General features: G+C 66.6%; 13 protein-coding genes. 6 read left to right on the top strand and 7 right to left on the bottom strand.

The window, feature by feature from the left end; genetic code table 11:
• Window positions 1-3 precede the first annotated feature (3 nt).
• Both MUK71_RS06435 and MUK71_RS06430 read right to left on the bottom strand, forming a co-directional pair.
• Window positions 4-591 carry a GNAT family N-acetyltransferase gene (locus tag MUK71_RS06435; RefSeq protein WP_227928062.1) on the bottom strand — a complete coding sequence of 196 codons (588 nt, stop codon included), beginning with the start codon at window positions 589-591 and terminating at the stop codon, window positions 4-6.
• A gap of 145 nt (window positions 592-736) precedes the next feature.
• On the bottom strand, window positions 737-2,149 hold the full coding sequence (locus tag MUK71_RS06430) for a cation:dicarboxylate symporter family transporter (protein ID WP_227902331.1): 1,413 nt from the start codon (window positions 2,147-2,149) through the stop codon (window positions 737-739).
• A gap of 131 nt (window positions 2,150-2,280) precedes the next feature.
• Here MUK71_RS06430 and MUK71_RS06425 point away from each other — a divergent pair, with 131 nt between their 5' ends.
• The gene (locus tag MUK71_RS06425; protein ID WP_227928063.1) at window positions 2,281-3,897 is read left to right on the top strand and encodes a sensor histidine kinase; all 1,617 of its coding nucleotides are present in this window, start codon (window positions 2,281-2,283) and stop codon (window positions 3,895-3,897) included.
• Window positions 3,894-4,607: a response regulator gene (locus tag MUK71_RS06420; RefSeq protein ID WP_227928064.1), complete on the top strand. Its 714-nt coding sequence runs from the start codon at window positions 3,894-3,896 to the stop codon at window positions 4,605-4,607. The genes MUK71_RS06425 and MUK71_RS06420 overlap by 4 nt, the downstream gene beginning before the upstream one ends.
• Before the next feature lie 9 nt (window positions 4,608-4,616).
• Here the strand turns inward: MUK71_RS06420 and MUK71_RS06415 are convergent, their stop codons facing one another.
• Window positions 4,617-6,536 carry an AMP-binding protein gene (locus tag MUK71_RS06415; RefSeq protein ID WP_227928065.1) on the bottom strand — a complete coding sequence of 640 codons (1,920 nt, stop codon included), beginning with the start codon at window positions 6,534-6,536 and terminating at the stop codon, window positions 4,617-4,619.
• Window positions 6,537-6,759: 223 nt separating this feature from the next.
• On the opposite strand from MUK71_RS06415, the gene MUK71_RS06410 reads away from it, so the two are divergent.
• From MUK71_RS06410 to MUK71_RS06395, 4 genes are read left to right on the top strand one after another with little or no spacing between them, the layout of a single operon-like run.
• Window positions 6,760-7,446, top strand: a complete 687-nt coding sequence (locus MUK71_RS06410) for a GntR family transcriptional regulator (protein WP_227902351.1) — start codon at window positions 6,760-6,762, stop codon at window positions 7,444-7,446.
• The gene (locus MUK71_RS06405) at window positions 7,433-8,950 is read left to right on the top strand and encodes an MmgE/PrpD family protein (RefSeq protein ID WP_227902335.1); all 1,518 of its coding nucleotides are present in this window, start codon (window positions 7,433-7,435) and stop codon (window positions 8,948-8,950) included. Before MUK71_RS06410 ends, MUK71_RS06405 begins: the two co-directional genes overlap by 14 nt.
• Window positions 8,951-9,856, top strand: a complete 906-nt coding sequence (gene prpB, locus MUK71_RS06400) for a methylisocitrate lyase (protein WP_227902336.1) — start codon at window positions 8,951-8,953, stop codon at window positions 9,854-9,856.
• Window positions 9,857-9,898: 42 nt separating this feature from the next.
• On the top strand, window positions 9,899-11,032 hold the full coding sequence (locus MUK71_RS06395) for a bifunctional 2-methylcitrate synthase/citrate synthase (RefSeq protein ID WP_227928066.1): 1,134 nt from the start codon (window positions 9,899-9,901) through the stop codon (window positions 11,030-11,032).
• 193 nt (window positions 11,033-11,225) lie between these two features.
• Here MUK71_RS06395 and MUK71_RS06390 read toward each other — a convergent pair whose 3' ends face one another.
• The 4 genes from MUK71_RS06390 to pyrG form a co-directional block, all read right to left on the bottom strand.
• Window positions 11,226-11,726: an 8-oxo-dGTP diphosphatase gene (locus tag MUK71_RS06390; RefSeq protein ID WP_227928067.1), complete on the bottom strand. Its 501-nt coding sequence runs from the start codon at window positions 11,724-11,726 to the stop codon at window positions 11,226-11,228.
• A complete protein-coding gene (gene xerD / locus MUK71_RS06385) occupies window positions 11,726-12,619 on the bottom strand; it encodes a site-specific tyrosine recombinase XerD (RefSeq protein ID WP_231709834.1) in 894 nt (297 codons plus the stop codon). Before xerD ends, MUK71_RS06390 begins: the two co-directional genes overlap by 1 nt.
• 367 nt (window positions 12,620-12,986) lie before the next feature.
• Window positions 12,987-13,655, bottom strand: coding sequence for an NUDIX domain-containing protein (locus tag MUK71_RS06380; protein ID WP_227928068.1), 669 nt, complete (start codon window positions 13,653-13,655; stop codon window positions 12,987-12,989).
• A gap of 4 nt (window positions 13,656-13,659) precedes the next feature.
• On the bottom strand, window positions 13,660-15,354 hold the full coding sequence (pyrG, locus tag MUK71_RS06375) for a CTP synthase (RefSeq protein WP_279326973.1): 1,695 nt from the start codon (window positions 15,352-15,354) through the stop codon (window positions 13,660-13,662).
• Window positions 15,355-15,399: the final 45 nt, after the last annotated feature.

The raw sequence follows: 15,399 nt of genomic DNA, 5'->3' as shown, positions 1-15,399 counted from the left end.
CGCTCAAGTAGAACTCGAACCTTGCGGGTTCACCGCAGCGTGAAGGTGCATGTCATGCCAGCCGTCCTGGTGCCGCAGTCCGCTGCGCCGGATCCCCTCGAAGGCATAACCGGCCTTCCGTGCCACCGCACAGGACGCCTCATTGCGGACCGAGTGGGACAGCTGAAGCCGTTTCAGCCCCAGAGCGCTGAAACTCCATTGGCTAAGCGCTTCCACGGCGCGGGCCGCCACACCTTTTCCCCGCTCCGCTTCCATCACCCAATACCCGAGCTCGCCCTCGCCTTCGTACAGGTTGAGGCGGCTCAGCGCCACACGGCCTACAACGTCTCCGCCGCCGCTGCACACGGCCCAGTTTGCCCCGGATTCGTCCTGCCAACGGGCGGACCAGCTGGTGATCCATCCCCGCGCTTCGGCTTCGCCATCCATGGTGCGGCGGTTGTAAAAGGCTATTTCCGGCTGGCTGTAGGCGGTGACCAGTACCGCGGCGTCATCCACGGTCCAGGGCCGCAGGACCAGCCCGTCGGCGGCCAGGGACGGCTGCGCCGAGGCATTGAGCGATCCGCGCCGCAGATAGGGGCCAAGAGCCGTCATGATCTTCCTCCCGTGCCGGATGCGCCCATTATGCCGGTTTCACGGGCAGTCGGTCCGGGGCGCGCGGGCAGCGCGAAAGAGCACGGCACAGCAAAACGCCCCGCCCCGGATATGCCGGGGCGGGGCGTTCGTAGGCAGATGGGCGTCAGTGCCGGGGGGCAGCCGGCGCGCTTCCGGCAGGGCCGGGAACGGTTTCGGCCAGTTCGCGGGACTCTTCTGTCTCGCGCGGCTCGTCGGTGCCTGCATCGATGTTCATACTGGCCTCGTCGAAGGGACGCTCGCGGTCCAGCACTGCGGTGACCTGTTCCTTGTCGATTTCCTTGGTCCAGGTGCCGATCAGCACGGTGGCAACGGCATTGCCGGTGAAGTTGGTCAGTGCACGGGCCTCGGACATAAACCGGTCGATGCCCACGATCAGGCCTACGCCGTCGATGAGGTCGGGGCGGTGCGACTGCAGCCCGCCGGCCAGGGTGGCCAGGCCAGCGCCGGTAACCCCGGCGGCACCCTTGGACGCAATGATCATAAAGACCAGCAGCGAAATCTGCTCACCGAGCTCCAGCGGCTTGCCCATGGCTGAGGCAACAAAAAGTGCCGCCATGGTCAGGTAGATGGCCGTGCCGTCCAGGTTGAAGGAGTAGCCGGTGGGAACCGTCACTCCCACCACCGGCTTGGAGATACCCAGGTGCTCCATCTTGGCGATCAGGCGGGGCAGTGCCACCTCGGAGGAGGACGTGGAGAAGATCAGCAGGTATTCGCGGCCGAGGTAGCGCATGAGCTTGAAAATGTTCACGCCGGTGACCAGCTTCAGGATGCTGCCCAGGACCACCACGATGAAGAGGATGCAGGTGAGGTAGAAGGCGACCATCAGGGTGGCCATGCTGACGATGGCCTGGATGCCGGTCTCGCCGACGACGGCGGCAATGGCGCCGAACGCACCGATCGGTGCCAGCCACATGATCATCATGAGGATACGGAACACGAGTGCCTGGATGTAGCCGATGCCCTTGAGCACGGGGGCGCCGGCGGTGCCCATCTTCTGCAGCGCGAAGCCCACGAGCAGGGCAACAAAGAGGGTCTGCAGGATGCTTTCACCGGTCAGGGAGGCCAGCAGCGTGGTGGGAATAATGCTGAGCAGGAAGCCCGTCATTCCCTCCTCGTCTTCCGCGGCGGCCGGCGCGGCATCCGAGGACGCGGCGATATCCAGACCCTCACCCGGATGGATGAAGTTGCCCACCACCAGGCCGATGGCCAGGGCGAAGGTGGACATGATGATGAAGTAGCCCAGCGCCAGGCCGCCGACCTTGCCGACCGTGGCTGCTTTGGCGATTGAACCGATGCCTAGGACAATGGTGCAGAAGATGACCGGGGCGATCATCATCTTGATGAGGCTGATGAACCCGGTCCCGAGCGGTTTCAGGGACTTGGCGAACTCGGGTGCGGCCAGGCCGATGACGGCACCGAGCACCACCGCCGCGATGACGGCGATGTAAAGGAAATGTGTTCTGTCCGGCCGGCGGCTCTTCTGTGAACCGGCGGCCGGGGAAGCGGCAGCTGCCATGGCGGTACTCCTAGTTGCTTTTGATCGGCTCCCATCTTCTGCCCCTGTGTGACCACAGTCACCCTTGTGTTCATACTGTTCTCGACAGATTTCCCAACTAATACCCATTTCCGGCAGACGTAAGGACGAACGTGCATCAGTGGAGCCTGGCCCGCCGCTTCCTGCTGGCGCAGCTGGCATTCATCCTCTGCGTCTCCGGCGGCATCGGCTGGGGGCTGTACAACCAGGCCGAAGAAAACACGTATGCGGAGACCGGTCAGCGGATGCTGGCGGTTGCTGGCACCGTAGCCGCGAGCGGCACCGTGCGCAGCGCCGTCGAATCTTCCGAGCCGGAAGTCCTGCAGGTGTACGCCCGGGATGTCATGGACCGGGTCGGCGTGGATTTCGTGACCATCATGGACACGGACCGCACCCGGCTTACGCACCGGAATCCCGACCAGATAGGCAAGCCCTACATCGGCTCAGTGGACCAGGCGCTCGCCGGCGAGAGCTTCACCGAAACCTACACCGGCACCCTGGGGCCGTCGGTCCGCGCCATTACACCGGTACGGGATGACGACGGGAACATCATTGCCCTAGTGGCTGCCGGCATCACCGTGGACCGCGTGGGCATTGCCCGCGATGCCCGCCTGCCCGAACTGTTCGCCATCGATGCCCTGGCCCTGGCGGTCGGAGCGGTGGCCGCGTACCTGCTCAGCCGCTACCTGCGCCGGGTTACCCATGACCTGCGCCCCGGCGAACTGGCCCATATGTTCACTTTTTACGATTCCGCCCTGCACTCGGTCCGTGACGGATTGCTGCTGCACAACAACCGGGGGCAGCTGGTGCTGTACAACGACGAGGCTGCCGGACTCCTGGGCCTGCCGCCCGGCGGATCCGGGCCGCAGCAGCTCCCTACCCTTCCGGGACCACTGACGGAACTGCTTCGTTCAGGGCGGGACGCGCGGGAGGAAATCCACCTCACCGGCGAGCGCGTCCTGGTGGTCAACCAGTCCGCTGCCGTCTCCGCCGCCCCGCAGCGCCGGCGCTACGGCACGGTGACCACGCTGCGTGACCATACGGACGTCGAATCACTGACCGGCGAGCTGGCATCCCTGCGCACCCTGGCGGATGCCCTCAGTGCGCAGACCCACGAGCACGCCAACCGGGTGCATACCCTTGTCTCGCTCATTGAGCTGGGCCGGTCCGGGGAAGCGGTCCGGTTTGCCACTGCCGACCTGGAGCAGTCCCAGCAGCTCAATGACGAGGTCCTGGCGGGTGTCGAAGAGCCGGCTGTCACGGCCCTGCTGATGGGCAAGGCCGCCCAGGCCCGCGAGCGCGGCATTGACCTGCACATCGAGGTGGCGCAGACGTGCGGCCGGTTCACCGGCGGCGGCGTGGAACCCGTGGAACTGGTGACCATCATCGGAAACCTGCTGGATAACGCCTTTGATGCCGCAGACGGGTCCGTTTCACTGCTTCTGGATACCGAGGAAACCCACGTGCTGATCGAAGTGCAGGATGACGGGCCCGGCGTCGCGCCCACCATACTCGAACATATATTCGAACAGGGGTTCAGCACCAAGGAGCCCGGCGACGGCCGTGCACTGGCAGGACGGGGCATAGGACTTGCGCTGGTCCGGCAGGCGGTGACCCGCCTGGACGGTGACATCCGCGTTTCATCGGAACCCGGCGCCTGCTTCAGTGTGCAGCTGCCCGTTCCCGCCCCGAAGCAAACGCCGGCGGCCCTGACGGATGTGGCCCCGTGACGGTCACGCAGTCCCCCATCGGCGTCCTGGTGGTGGAAGATGAGCAGATCCCGGCCGAGGCCCATGCCGAGTACGTCCGGCGCATCCCCGGGTTCCGGCTCGCGGGGATCGCGCGTACCGGCACGGAGGCGCTGAATATGCTCAAGGACGCCGGTCGGACGGCGGAGGAACCGGGTATTGACTTGGTGCTGCTGGATATGAACCTGCCCGATCTGCACGGGCTGGACCTGCTGCGCCGGATCCGGGGCGCGGGGCTGCCGGTCGACGTCATCGCCATCACCGCCGTCAGGGATCTGGCCGTAGTGCGCAGTGCCATGTCCGGCGGGATCGTCGGATACCTGATCAAACCGTTTACCTTCTCTGCGTTCAGCACCAAGCTCACCACCTATGCCGAGTACCGGCGCCGGATGGGCGAGCAGGCAACCGCCACCACCCAGAGCGAAGTGGACAGTGCCTTTGCCGCGCTCCGGCCGGCTGTGGCAGCCGTGCTGCCCAAGGGCCTCTCGGGAGAAACACTGGCCGCCGTCGGTGACCTGCTGAAGCGTGCCCCGTCCCCTCTGTCCGCCACGGAGGTGGCAGTGCAGCTGGAAATGTCCCGGATTACCACCCGGCGCTATCTGGAGCACCTGGCCGATCAGGGTGCCGTGCTGCGTGCCCCGAGGTACGGCACCCGCGGCCGCCCGGAACTTGAATACAGCTGGCGGCGGTAACCGGCGACGTTACCCCCGGGACCCGCCCGGCCGCAGCAACGGCGTCAGGGCCTCGATCACTGCCGGATCCTCGATGGTGGAGGGGACGGTGTGCGGGACCCCGTCAGCAATCTGGCGCATGGTTTTGCGCAGCACCTTTCCGGAGCGGGTCTTTGGCAGGGCGTCCACCACTTGGACGTCTTTGAAGTCCGCCACCGCCCCGATCCGCGAGCGCACACGTTCCACGAGTTCGCGCTGCAGCTGCGCCGCGTCCGTCTCGGCGCCACTCTTGAGCACCACGTAGGCGCAGGGACGCTGGCCCTTGAGCGGGTCCGCGACCCCGATCACCGCACACTCGGCGACTGCGGGATGGGAGCCCACCGCTTCCTCCATGGCGCCGGTGGAGAGGCGGTGTCCGGAGACGTTGATGACGTCATCCGTGCGGCCCATCACGTAGAGGTAGCCGTCCTCATCCAGATAGCCGGAGTCCCCCGTGGCGTAATACCCCTCAAAGACCTCCAAGTAGGCGTTCCGGTACCGCTCATCACTGCCCCACAGCGTGCGCAGCGTGCCCGGGGGCAGCGGCAGGCGCAGGGCAATGTTCCCTTCCATTCCCGGCGGCACCTCGGCCCCGGCGCCGTCCAGGATGCGCACGGTGAAACCGGGAACCGGGACGGTGGGTGAGCCGGGTTTGACCGGCAGCTCATCCAGGCCCACGGGGTTGGCGCAGATAGCCCAGCCGGTTTCGGTCTGCCACCAGTGGTCAAAGACCGGAACATCCAGCGCGGCGCCCGCCCACTCCAGGGTGGCCGGGTCCAGGCGCTCGCCGGCGGAAAACAGGTGCCGCAGCCGGGACAGGTCGTACCGGCCGGGTTCGACGGCGTCCGGGTCGGCCTTGCGGATCGCACGGAGGGCGGTAGGGGCGGTGAACAGCACGTCCACTCCATGCTCGGCGGCAACCCGCCAGAAAGCGCCGGCGTCAGGGGTTCCCACCGGTTTGCCCTCATACAGGACCGTCGCTGCCCCGGCGATCAGCGGCGCATAGACAATGTAGGAGTGGCCCACCACCCAGCCGACGTCCGACGCCGTCCACATCACCTGCCCCGGGCCGACGCCGTAGATGTTGCTCATCGACCAGGCCATGGCCACGGCGTGGGAACCGTTATCCCGCACCACTCCCTTGGGTGATCCCGTGGTGCCGGAGGTGTAAAGGATGTACAGCGGGTCACCGGCGGCCACGGAGACCGGTCCGGCCGGTTCGGCGGCAGCGGCAAGTTCCGCCCAGTCCTGCCAGGAGGCTCCGCCCGCGCCGTTGAAGTCGGCGCGGGACGAGCTGAACCCCTTGCGTTCGGCAACGACGACGGCGTCCACCCGGTGCCCGGCTGTCTCCAGCGCCTCGGCCACGGCCGGCAGGTACTCCACCCTGCGCTTGGGCTCCACCCCGCCGCTGGCAGTCACGATGACTTTCGGGCCGGCGTCGTCAATCCGTGCCGCCAGCTCCCGCGGTGCGAACCCGCCGAACACCACGGAGTGCACCGCACCCAGCCGGGCGGTGGCCAGCATGGCAATCACCGCTTCGGGAATCATGGGCAGGTAAATGATCACCCGGTCCCCCGCCTCCACCCCGAGTCCGCGCAGCACACCGGCGAAGGTTTCCACCTCGGCCAGCAGCTCACGGTAGGAATAGGTCCGCTGCACCCCCAGCATGGCCGAATCGTAGATCAGTGCGTCGGCATCCCCGCGGCCGGCCGCCACATGCCGGTCCAGGGCGTTGTAGCTGGTGTTCAGCCGCCCGTCCGGGAACCACGCATACAGGGGCGCGGCAGAGGACTCGAGTGCGAGCGCAGGCGGAACGTCCCAGTCCACCATGGACGCCGCCTCCAGCCAGAAGCCTTCGGGGTCTGCCGTGCTCCGGGCGTAGGTCCGGGCGTAGGTGTCGCGCTCTGCCATGAATCCTCCTCGATCCGCTGCGGTACGCGCCATGCTACTAGCGGCGCGGCAGTGACGGCGCAAGACCGTGCCGGTCCGGGCCGGGACGGCTTCATTCGGAAAGGCATCTGTATACACAGCAGGGATCCAGACCGCACTTTGTGAGCCCGGATACGTTAAATTGCGCTCTCATGTATACACTGTGGTGAACGTGACGCAGGTATCAGACGTGAGGAGGCGCACCATGCGGGCCAGTGACCGTGCTTATGCCGCCTTGCGCCAGGACATTGTCAATTGGGAGCTGCCGCCGGGCACCGTGCTGGGCGAAGTGGAACAGTCCGCCCGGCTGGGCGTCTCCCGCACGCCCCTGCGCGAAGCACTCAGCCGTCTCACCGCGGACGGCTTGGCGGCCCCGCACAGCGGACGCGGCGTCGTGGTTACCGGCATATCGCTGGATACCGTTGCGGACCTGTTCGAGCTGCGGCAGGCGCTGGAATGCAAGGCAGCGGCACTCGCCGCGGTCCGCGGACCGGCGCCGGCCTTCCACGCGCTGGCGTCCCGTTTCCGCTCCGCCGGGGAAGTGATCGGTTCGGCCGACGGCGACCGCACCGGCTACTACTCGCTGGTGGCCGAACTGGATGCCGCCATCGACGCGGCCGCCGCCAATGCCTATCTGACCCAGGCGCTGGGCAACGTGCGGCTGCATCTGGCCCGTGTCCGCCGGCTGGCCAAGGACAACCCGGAGCGGCTGTTCGAAACCGCCGGCGAGCATGCCACCATCGCCGACGCCGTGGCCTCCGGCAACCCGGAGCTGGCGGCTGCCGCCGTCGCCGTCCACCTGCATAAAAGCCTCAACCATCTTCGGTCCGCCCGGACCGGTTCCCCTGAGATCACCACCCCTGAGATAAGGACACACCGTGAACCTGCATAAAGTGCGCGTCTACCGCAGCGACGAGAAGCTGGCCCGTGAGGATCAGCTCGCCTACAAAATTGCCCGGGTTGCCGCCGACCCCGTGGATGTCACCGCCGACGTCACGGATATGGTCATCAACCGCATCATCGATAACGCTTCCGTAGCCGTGGCATCCCTGAACCGCGGTCCCATTGTCGCCGCCCGCGCCCAGGCCCTCTCCTTCTCCCCCTCGGCGCACGGCAAGGGCGCCTCCGTCTTCGGTGTGCTCGCCAAGACCAGCCCCGAGTGGGCCGCCTGGGCCAACGGCGTGGCCGTGCGTGAACTCGACTACCATGACACCTTCCTGGCCGCCGAGTACTCCCACCCCGGCGACAACATCCCGCCGGTCCTCGCCGTCGCCCAGCACACCGGGGCCTCCGGCAAGGACCTGGTCCGCGGCATCGCCACCGGCTACGAAATCCAGGTCAACCTGGCCAAGGCCATTTGCCTGCACAAGCACAAGATCGACCATGTGGCCCACCTCGGCCCCTCCGCGGCCGCCGGCATCGGCACGCTGCTGGGGCTCGACGTCGACACCATCTTCCAGGCCGTGGGCCAGGCCCTGCACACCACCACCGCCACGCGCCAGTCCCGCAAGGGCGAGATCTCCACCTGGAAGGCCCACGCTCCGGCCTTCGCCGGCAAGATGGCCGTCGAGGCAGTGGACCGTGCAATGCGCGGCCAGACTTCCCCCACGCCTATCTATGAAGGTGAAGACGGCGTGATCGCCTGGATGCTGGACGGTCCCGACGCCGCCTACGAGGTTCCGCTGCCCGAAGAAGGCGAAGCCAAGCGCGCCATCCTGGACACGTACACCAAGGAACACTCTGCGGAGTACCAGGCCCAGGCCTGGATTGACCTGGCCCGCAAGATCCACGGCGAGCACCCCGAAGCCGCCGATCCGGCCAACGTGGAGAGCGTCCTGATCGCCACCTCGCACCACACCCACTACGTCATTGGCTCCGGCGCAAACGATCCGCAGAAGTACGATCCCACCGCCTCGCGCGAAACCCTGGACCACTCCATCCCGTACATCTTCACCGTGGCCCTGCAGGACGGATCCTGGCACCACGTGGATTCCTACTCCCCCGAACGCGCCGGCCGGCCGGACACCGTGGAACTGTGGCACAAGGTCACCACCGTGGAGGATCCGGAGTGGACCCGCCGCTACCACTCGCTGGACATCAGCGAGAAGGCCTTCGGCGGCAAGGTCACCATCGTGCTGACCGACGGCACCGTGATCACCGACGAAATTGCCGTTGCGGACGCCCACCCGCTGGGCGCCAAGCCGTTTGCCCGTGAGCAGTACATCAACAAGTTCCGCACCCTGGCCCGCGGCCTGGTGTCCGAGGAAGAGATCGAGCGCTTCCTGGCCACCGTGCAGCGCCTGCCCGAGCTGGCCGCCGGCGAGCTGGACCAGCTGAACATCACCGCCGCCGACGGCGTCATCACCCCGGCCGCCGCACCGAAGGGACTCTTCTAAATGCTGTACTCCTCCGTAACCCCCGAAGCCAAGCGGATTGCCTTCCGTGAAGGACTGGCCTCCGGCACCCTGCAGCAGTTCCCGGGCGCCTTCAACCCGCTCTCGGCCCGCCTGATCGAGGAAAAGGGCTTCCACGGCGTCTACATTTCCGGCGCCGTCCTGGCCAATGACCTGGGCCTGCCGGACATCGGGCTGACCACCCTCACCGAGGTGGCCACGCGTGCCGGGCAGATCGCCCGGATGACCGACCTGCCGGCCATCGTCGACGCCGACACCGGCTTCGGCGAGCCGATGAACGTGGCACGCACCATCCAGGAACTCGAGAACGCCGGCCTGGCGGGCTGCCACATCGAGGACCAGTTCAACCCCAAGCGCTGCGGCCACTTGGACGGCAAGAACGTGGTGGACACCGAAACCGCGGTCAAGCGCATCCGTGCCGCCGCGGACGCGCGCCGGGACCCGAACTTCCTGATCATGGCCCGCACGGACATCCGCGCCGTGGACGGACTCGAAGCCGCCCAGGACCGCGCCCGGGCGCTGGTGGAGGCCGGCGCCGATGCCATCTTCCCCGAAGCGATGAAGTCCCTCGAGGAATTCGCGGCCATCCGCGCCGCCGTCGACGTGCCGATCCTGGCCAACATGACGGAGTTCGGCAAGAGCGAGCTGTTCACCTACGAGGAGCTCTCCTCCGTGGGCGTGAACATGGTGATCTACCCCGTCACGCTGCTGCGCAGCGCCATGGGTGCGGCCGAGCGGACTCTGGAAACCATCAAGGCGCACGGCACGCAGGAGTCCGATGTGCCCAACATGCTCACACGTGCACGTTTGTACGATCTGGTGGATTATGAGGCGTACAACCACTTCGACACGTCCGTTTTCAACTTCCAGGTTCCGGGCACCCACTAGACCCGGCCAGGCATTAACCGCACGACGAAGGAGTCAGCACCAATGACAGATCCCCAGATCCACAAGGGCCTGGCGGGGGTACTCGTAGACACCACCCGCATCTCCAAGGTCAACCCCGAGACCAACTCCCTGCTCTACCGCGGCTATCCGGTCCAGGAACTCGCCGCCCGGTGCAGCTTCGAAGAAGTGGCCTACCTGCTCTGGAACGGCGAGCTGCCCACCGAGGCGGAACTGGCCGAGTTCACCGACGGGGAACGCGCCCAGCGGGCCCTCACCCCCGAGCTGAAGGCCGTCATCGACGCGCTGCCGGTCGCCTGTCACCCGATGGACGTCTGCCGCACCGCAGCCTCCGTCCTGGGCGCCTCGCATGAGCTGGCCGAGGACTCATCGGTACAGGCCAACATGGACAAGGCCGTGGGCCTGTTCGCGGCCATGCCCGCCGTCGTCGCCTACGACCAGCGCCGCCGCCGCGGCCAGGACGTCGTGGAGCCCCGGGATGACCTGGGCTACTCGGCGAACTTCCTCTGGATGACGTTCGGCGAGGAAGCCGCCCCCGAGGTGGTGGAGGCCTTCAACGTCTCGATGATCCTGTACGCAGAGCACTCCTTCAACGCGTCCACCTTCACCGGGCGTGTCATCACCTCCACGCTCTCGGACCTGCACTCGGCAGTCACCGGAGCCATCGGTGCGCTGAAGGGCCCGCTGCACGGCGGCGCCAACGAAGCCGTGATGCACACGTTCGAGGAAATCGCGCAGAGCGCGGGCGACGGCGACGTCGCGGCCCACGCTGCAGCGTGGCTGGACGAGGCGCTGGAACAGAAGAAGAAGATCATGGGCTTCGGCCACCGGGTCTACAAGAACGGTGATTCCAGGGTGCCGACCATGAAGGCATCCCTGGACAACATGGTCAAACACTATGACCGCCCTGACCTGGGGGACCTGTACACGGCGCTGGAATCGGCCATGGGTGAGCGCAAGAACATCCTGCCGAACCTGGACTACCCGGCAGGCCCGGCCTACCACCTGATGGGCTTTGATACGCCCACGTTCACGCCGCTGTTTGTTGCGGCGCGGATTACCGGGTGGACGGCGCACATCATGGAGCAGCTCGAAGCCAACTCCCTGATCCGTCCGCTGAGCGAGTACAACGGAGCCGAGGAGCGGCACCTGCCGTAGGGTTCACTTTCGTCCCGGCATCGGGGGTCCGGAACGGCGGCAACGAAATTCCCTGCTCGCAGAGCTCGCAGGGAATATTAAAGCCGCCTTATCCGGGCCCCCTTTTGCGTCTGCCGTGCCCTCGCCCGGCGACCCGTCCAGGCCGCTGTGCCGTCCGGAGCCCCCGTCCTATCACTGGGTTTGCTGGCCGCAGCTAGGAAAAAACGATGCTTGCCACGTTGACGTTGTCGTCGGCGATGGTGACGACGGCGTCGAAGTATTCGCCGGCCAGCAGGCGGGGCATCCAGTGGGCGGAGTCCGGCCACATCCTGGCATAGGGCATCTCCCCCGCCGGATACCAGGCCGGGCGGATCTCCTCCGTCTCCACAGGATCGCCCTCCCAGCGCTGTGCCCGAAACAGGACGGTGGACATGTCCAGGGCCGGTGCGGCGGGGAAGATCCATTCGATGGTGCCGGCCCGTTGCAGGTCCGCTTCGGCGACGACGACGCCGGACTCTTCCTCCACCTCGCGGACGGCTGCCCGTTCGGGAGTCTCCCCCGCCTCGATGTGTCCGCCAAGGGTGACAACCCGGCCGAGGCCGAAGCCGGTCTTCTTCAGGCCCATCAGGACCTGCGGACCGTCCTGTGTGTTCCGGAACAGGAAACAGAGGACCACCGGGGACGCCCGGAAGGCCGGCACCCCGCCCGCAGGCATCACAGTGCCCGGGGGTGGGCTGCGGCGTAGACCTCGCGCAGGGTCTCTGCGGTGACCAAGGTGTAGACCTGCGTGGTCGTGACCGAGGCATGCCCCAGCAGTTCCTGGACCACGCGGACGTCGGCACCGCCTTCGAGCAGGTGCGTCGCGAAGGAGTGGCGGAGGGTGTGCGGCGAGACGTCACGGCCGATGTTGGCCTTCTCAGCGGCGTTTTTAAGAATGGTCCAGGCACTCTGCCGGGACAGCCTGCCGCCTCTGGCGTTGAGGAAGAGCGCCGGAGTGCCTTTGCCCTTGGCCGAGGCCGCGGGCCGGCCGCGCACCAGATAGTCATCCAGCGCCCGGGCAGCATAGGAACCCAGTGGGACCAGGCGTTCCTTGGACCCCTTGCCGAAAAGCCGCACCACGTCCGGACCCTTCGCCGGAATCCGTTCCAGGGACAGGTCATCCACGTCCAGGCCCACGGCTTCACTGATGCGGGCACCGGTCGAGTACAGGAACTCGAGCAGGGCACGGTCGCGCAGGCCGGACGGGGTGTCCAGCGAGACGGCTTCGAGGATGCGCGTGACTTCGCTGACGCTGATGGCCTTGGGCAGGCGTTTGCCCGGCATGGGCGGATGCACATCGGACGCAGGATCGGCGGCGGTCATTCCTTCCAGCGCCCAGAAGCGGTGCAGTCCGCGCACCGCAACAATGGTCCGGGCCGCCGAGCGCACGCTCAGTGCAGACGCACCGTCGGATCCTTCGGAGATGGACTGGGCGAAGGCCGTGACATCGTGCCGCGAAATACGGGTAATGTCCTCCACTCCCCTCGCGGCCAGGAAGCGGGCGTAACGCAGCAGGTCGCGGCGGTAGGCGTCCAGCGTATTGACCGCCAGGCCGCGTTCCACGGCCATGTGCTGCAGGTAGGCTCCGATGGCCCGGCCGGCCGGGGTGGAGCGGAGCTCTTCGGCAGCCGAGTGCGACGTAGCGGCACGCGACCTGGCAGGCGCCTTGGCCGGGGTATTACCCGCCTGGGCGGCGCCGGTCCGGGTCTTGGGTTCCCCGGCCGGTCCCGCATCGGGTGCGGGCGCTGCCGTGCGGGATGCGTGGGAGGGACCGGTGCGGTCCAGCTCGGCCAGATCAGCGTCCCGCAGGCGCCGGGCAGCTTCGGAATCCAGATCCAGTTTGAGTGTGGGGTTCAGGGACCCGCTCAGGTTGATGGCTACGGTGTCGTTGCTGTTCCCCGGTGAGGCGTCAGCGGTGGTCATGCTTGGTTCCTAGCTAGCGAACCGGGCCGTTGGGCCAGGTGGAGTGCTGCGAGTGGTGCTCGGGCCACGGTGCGTCGGCCGGACGCAGATCCCGGAAACCGTTGCCGCGTGCGACGGCGGCTGCAAGGACCGCGGCGACGGCAGAGGGGCTGTGCATTCTCCCCTGCAGGGCTGCCTGCACTGCATCATCCAGGTCCACCCATTCGGCCTTGATCTCGGCTTCCTCGTGGGTCCTGGTGTGACGCTCCGCAGCCGGGACTTCGGAAATACCGCGGGCCAGGTAGATCCGCAATGCCTCGCGGGAGGAACCCGGCGAGAGGAACAGATCGGTCAGGACCTGCCATTCCGAAGCCATCAGGTCTGCTTCCTCCGCCAGTTCGCGGGCGGCGCCGACCTGGAAGTCCTCGCCGTCCACGTCCAGCAGGCCGGCCGGAATTTCCCACAGGGTCATCCTCACCGGGTGCCGGTACTGGTTGATCAGCAGCACCTGGCCGGCGTCATTCATGGCCAGGATGGCCACGGCGCCGGGGTGGGTGATGTAGTCACGGACGAGGGGCTCGCCGTCGTCGGTCAGGGTGAACTTCTCCTTGACCACGTCCCACACCTGACCGCTGTACACCGTTTCCGATGCCAGCAGCCGCCGCGGGCTTTGTTCGTCAGCGAACCCCTGCGTCCCTGTCATGGTGCTAGGCCTTGGCTTTCTGGTGGGCCAGGGCAGCCTTGACGAGTCCGGCGAAGAGCGGGTGCGGACGCGTCGGGCGGGAGCTGAGCTCCGGGTGAGCCTGCGTGGAGACGTAGTACGGGTGGACATCGGCGGGAAGCTCGACGAACTCCACCAGGCCGCCGTCGGTGGTGGTTCCGGAGAACACCAGGCCGGCGTCGGCGATCTGGTCACGGTACTGGTTGTTGACCTCGTAGCGGTGGCGGTGACGTTCGGCCACCTCCGTCTTGCCGTAGGTCTTGGCAACCACGGACTCCGGTTCCAGCTTGGCATCCCAGAGGCCCAGGCGCATGGTGCCGCCCATGTCGCCGCCGCCGGCAACAATGTCCTTCTGCTCGGCCATCGTGGCGATAACCGGGTACTGCGTATCCGGTTCGAACTCGGACGAGGAGGCACCCTCAAGGCCCACCACGTTGCGGGCGTATTCAATGACCATGCACTGCAGGCCAAGGCACAGGCCCAGCGTCGGGAGTTTGTTCTCCCGGGCATAGGTCAGGGCGCCGAGCTTGCCTTCGAGGCCGCGGATGCCGAAGCCGCCGGGCACGCAGATGGCGTCGGCGCCGGCCAGCGCCTTCGCGGCACCTTCGGGGGTGTCGCAGTCATCGGAGGGAACCCAGCGGATGTTGACCTTGGCCTTGTTCGCGAAACCGCCGGCGCGCAGCGCTTCGGTCACGGAAAGGTAGGCGTCCGGCAGGTCCACGTACTTGCCCACCAGGGCGATGTCGACGTGGTGCTTGGGGTTGTGCACGGCTTCAAGCAGGCGGTCCCACTTGGTCCAGTTGACGTCCTTGAACTTCAGGTCCAGGTGCTGGACGATGTACGCGTCCAGGCCCTGGGAGTGAAGGGTCTTGGGGATGTCGTAGATGCTCGGGGCATCCGGGCAGCCGATCACTGCGTCAACGTCGACGTCGCACATGCGGCCAATCTTGTTGCGCATGGCATCCGGCACCGGGCGGTCCGAGCGGATGACGATGGCGTCCGGCTGGATGCCGATGGAGCGCAGGGCAGCCACGGAGTGCTGCGTCGGCTTGGTCTTCAGTTCCTGGGACGGGCCGATGTACGGCACCAGGGACACGTGCAGGAAAAAGACGTTGTTGCGGCCGATGTCCTGGCGCACCTGGCGGGCTGCCTCGAGGAACGGCTGGGACTCGATGTCGCCGACAGTGCCGCCGATTTCGGTGATGATGACGTCGGGGGTCTTCTTCGCCTCGGAGGGCAGGCGCATGCGGCGCTTGATCTCGTCGGTGATGTGCGGGATGACCTGCACCGTGTCGCCGAGGTATTCGCCGCGGCGTTCCTTGGCAATAACGGTGGAGTACACCTGGCCGGTGGTCACGTTGGCGGAACCGTCGAGGCTCTCATCAAGGAACCGCTCGTAGTGTCCAATGTCGAGGTCCGTCTCGGCACCGTCATCGGTCACGAAGACCTCGCCGTGCTGGAAGGGGTTCATTGTGCCCGGATCCACATTCAAGTAGGGATCGAGCTTCTGCATGGTCACCGCTATGCCGCGCGACCTCAACAAATGGCCGAGACTTGACGCTGTCAGTCCCTTACCGAGTGAGGACGCCACGCCACCGGTGACGAAGATGTGTTTGGTCGTAGAAGACGACTTGGGAAACCTGGAATTTGATCGCTGCACCACGGAGTTCGAGCCTATCACCTTTTGCCGTTTCGGGTTTGACCTGCACTGGAATTCTGACCGGCG

Origin of the sequence: Arthrobacter zhangbolii (assembly GCF_022869865.1) — a bacterium.
Classification (GTDB): Bacteria; Actinomycetota; Actinomycetes; order Actinomycetales; family Micrococcaceae; genus Arthrobacter_B; species Arthrobacter_B zhangbolii.
The sequence above is the reverse complement of the archived record's forward strand: the minus strand, read 5'-3'. Positions and strand labels throughout refer to the sequence as shown.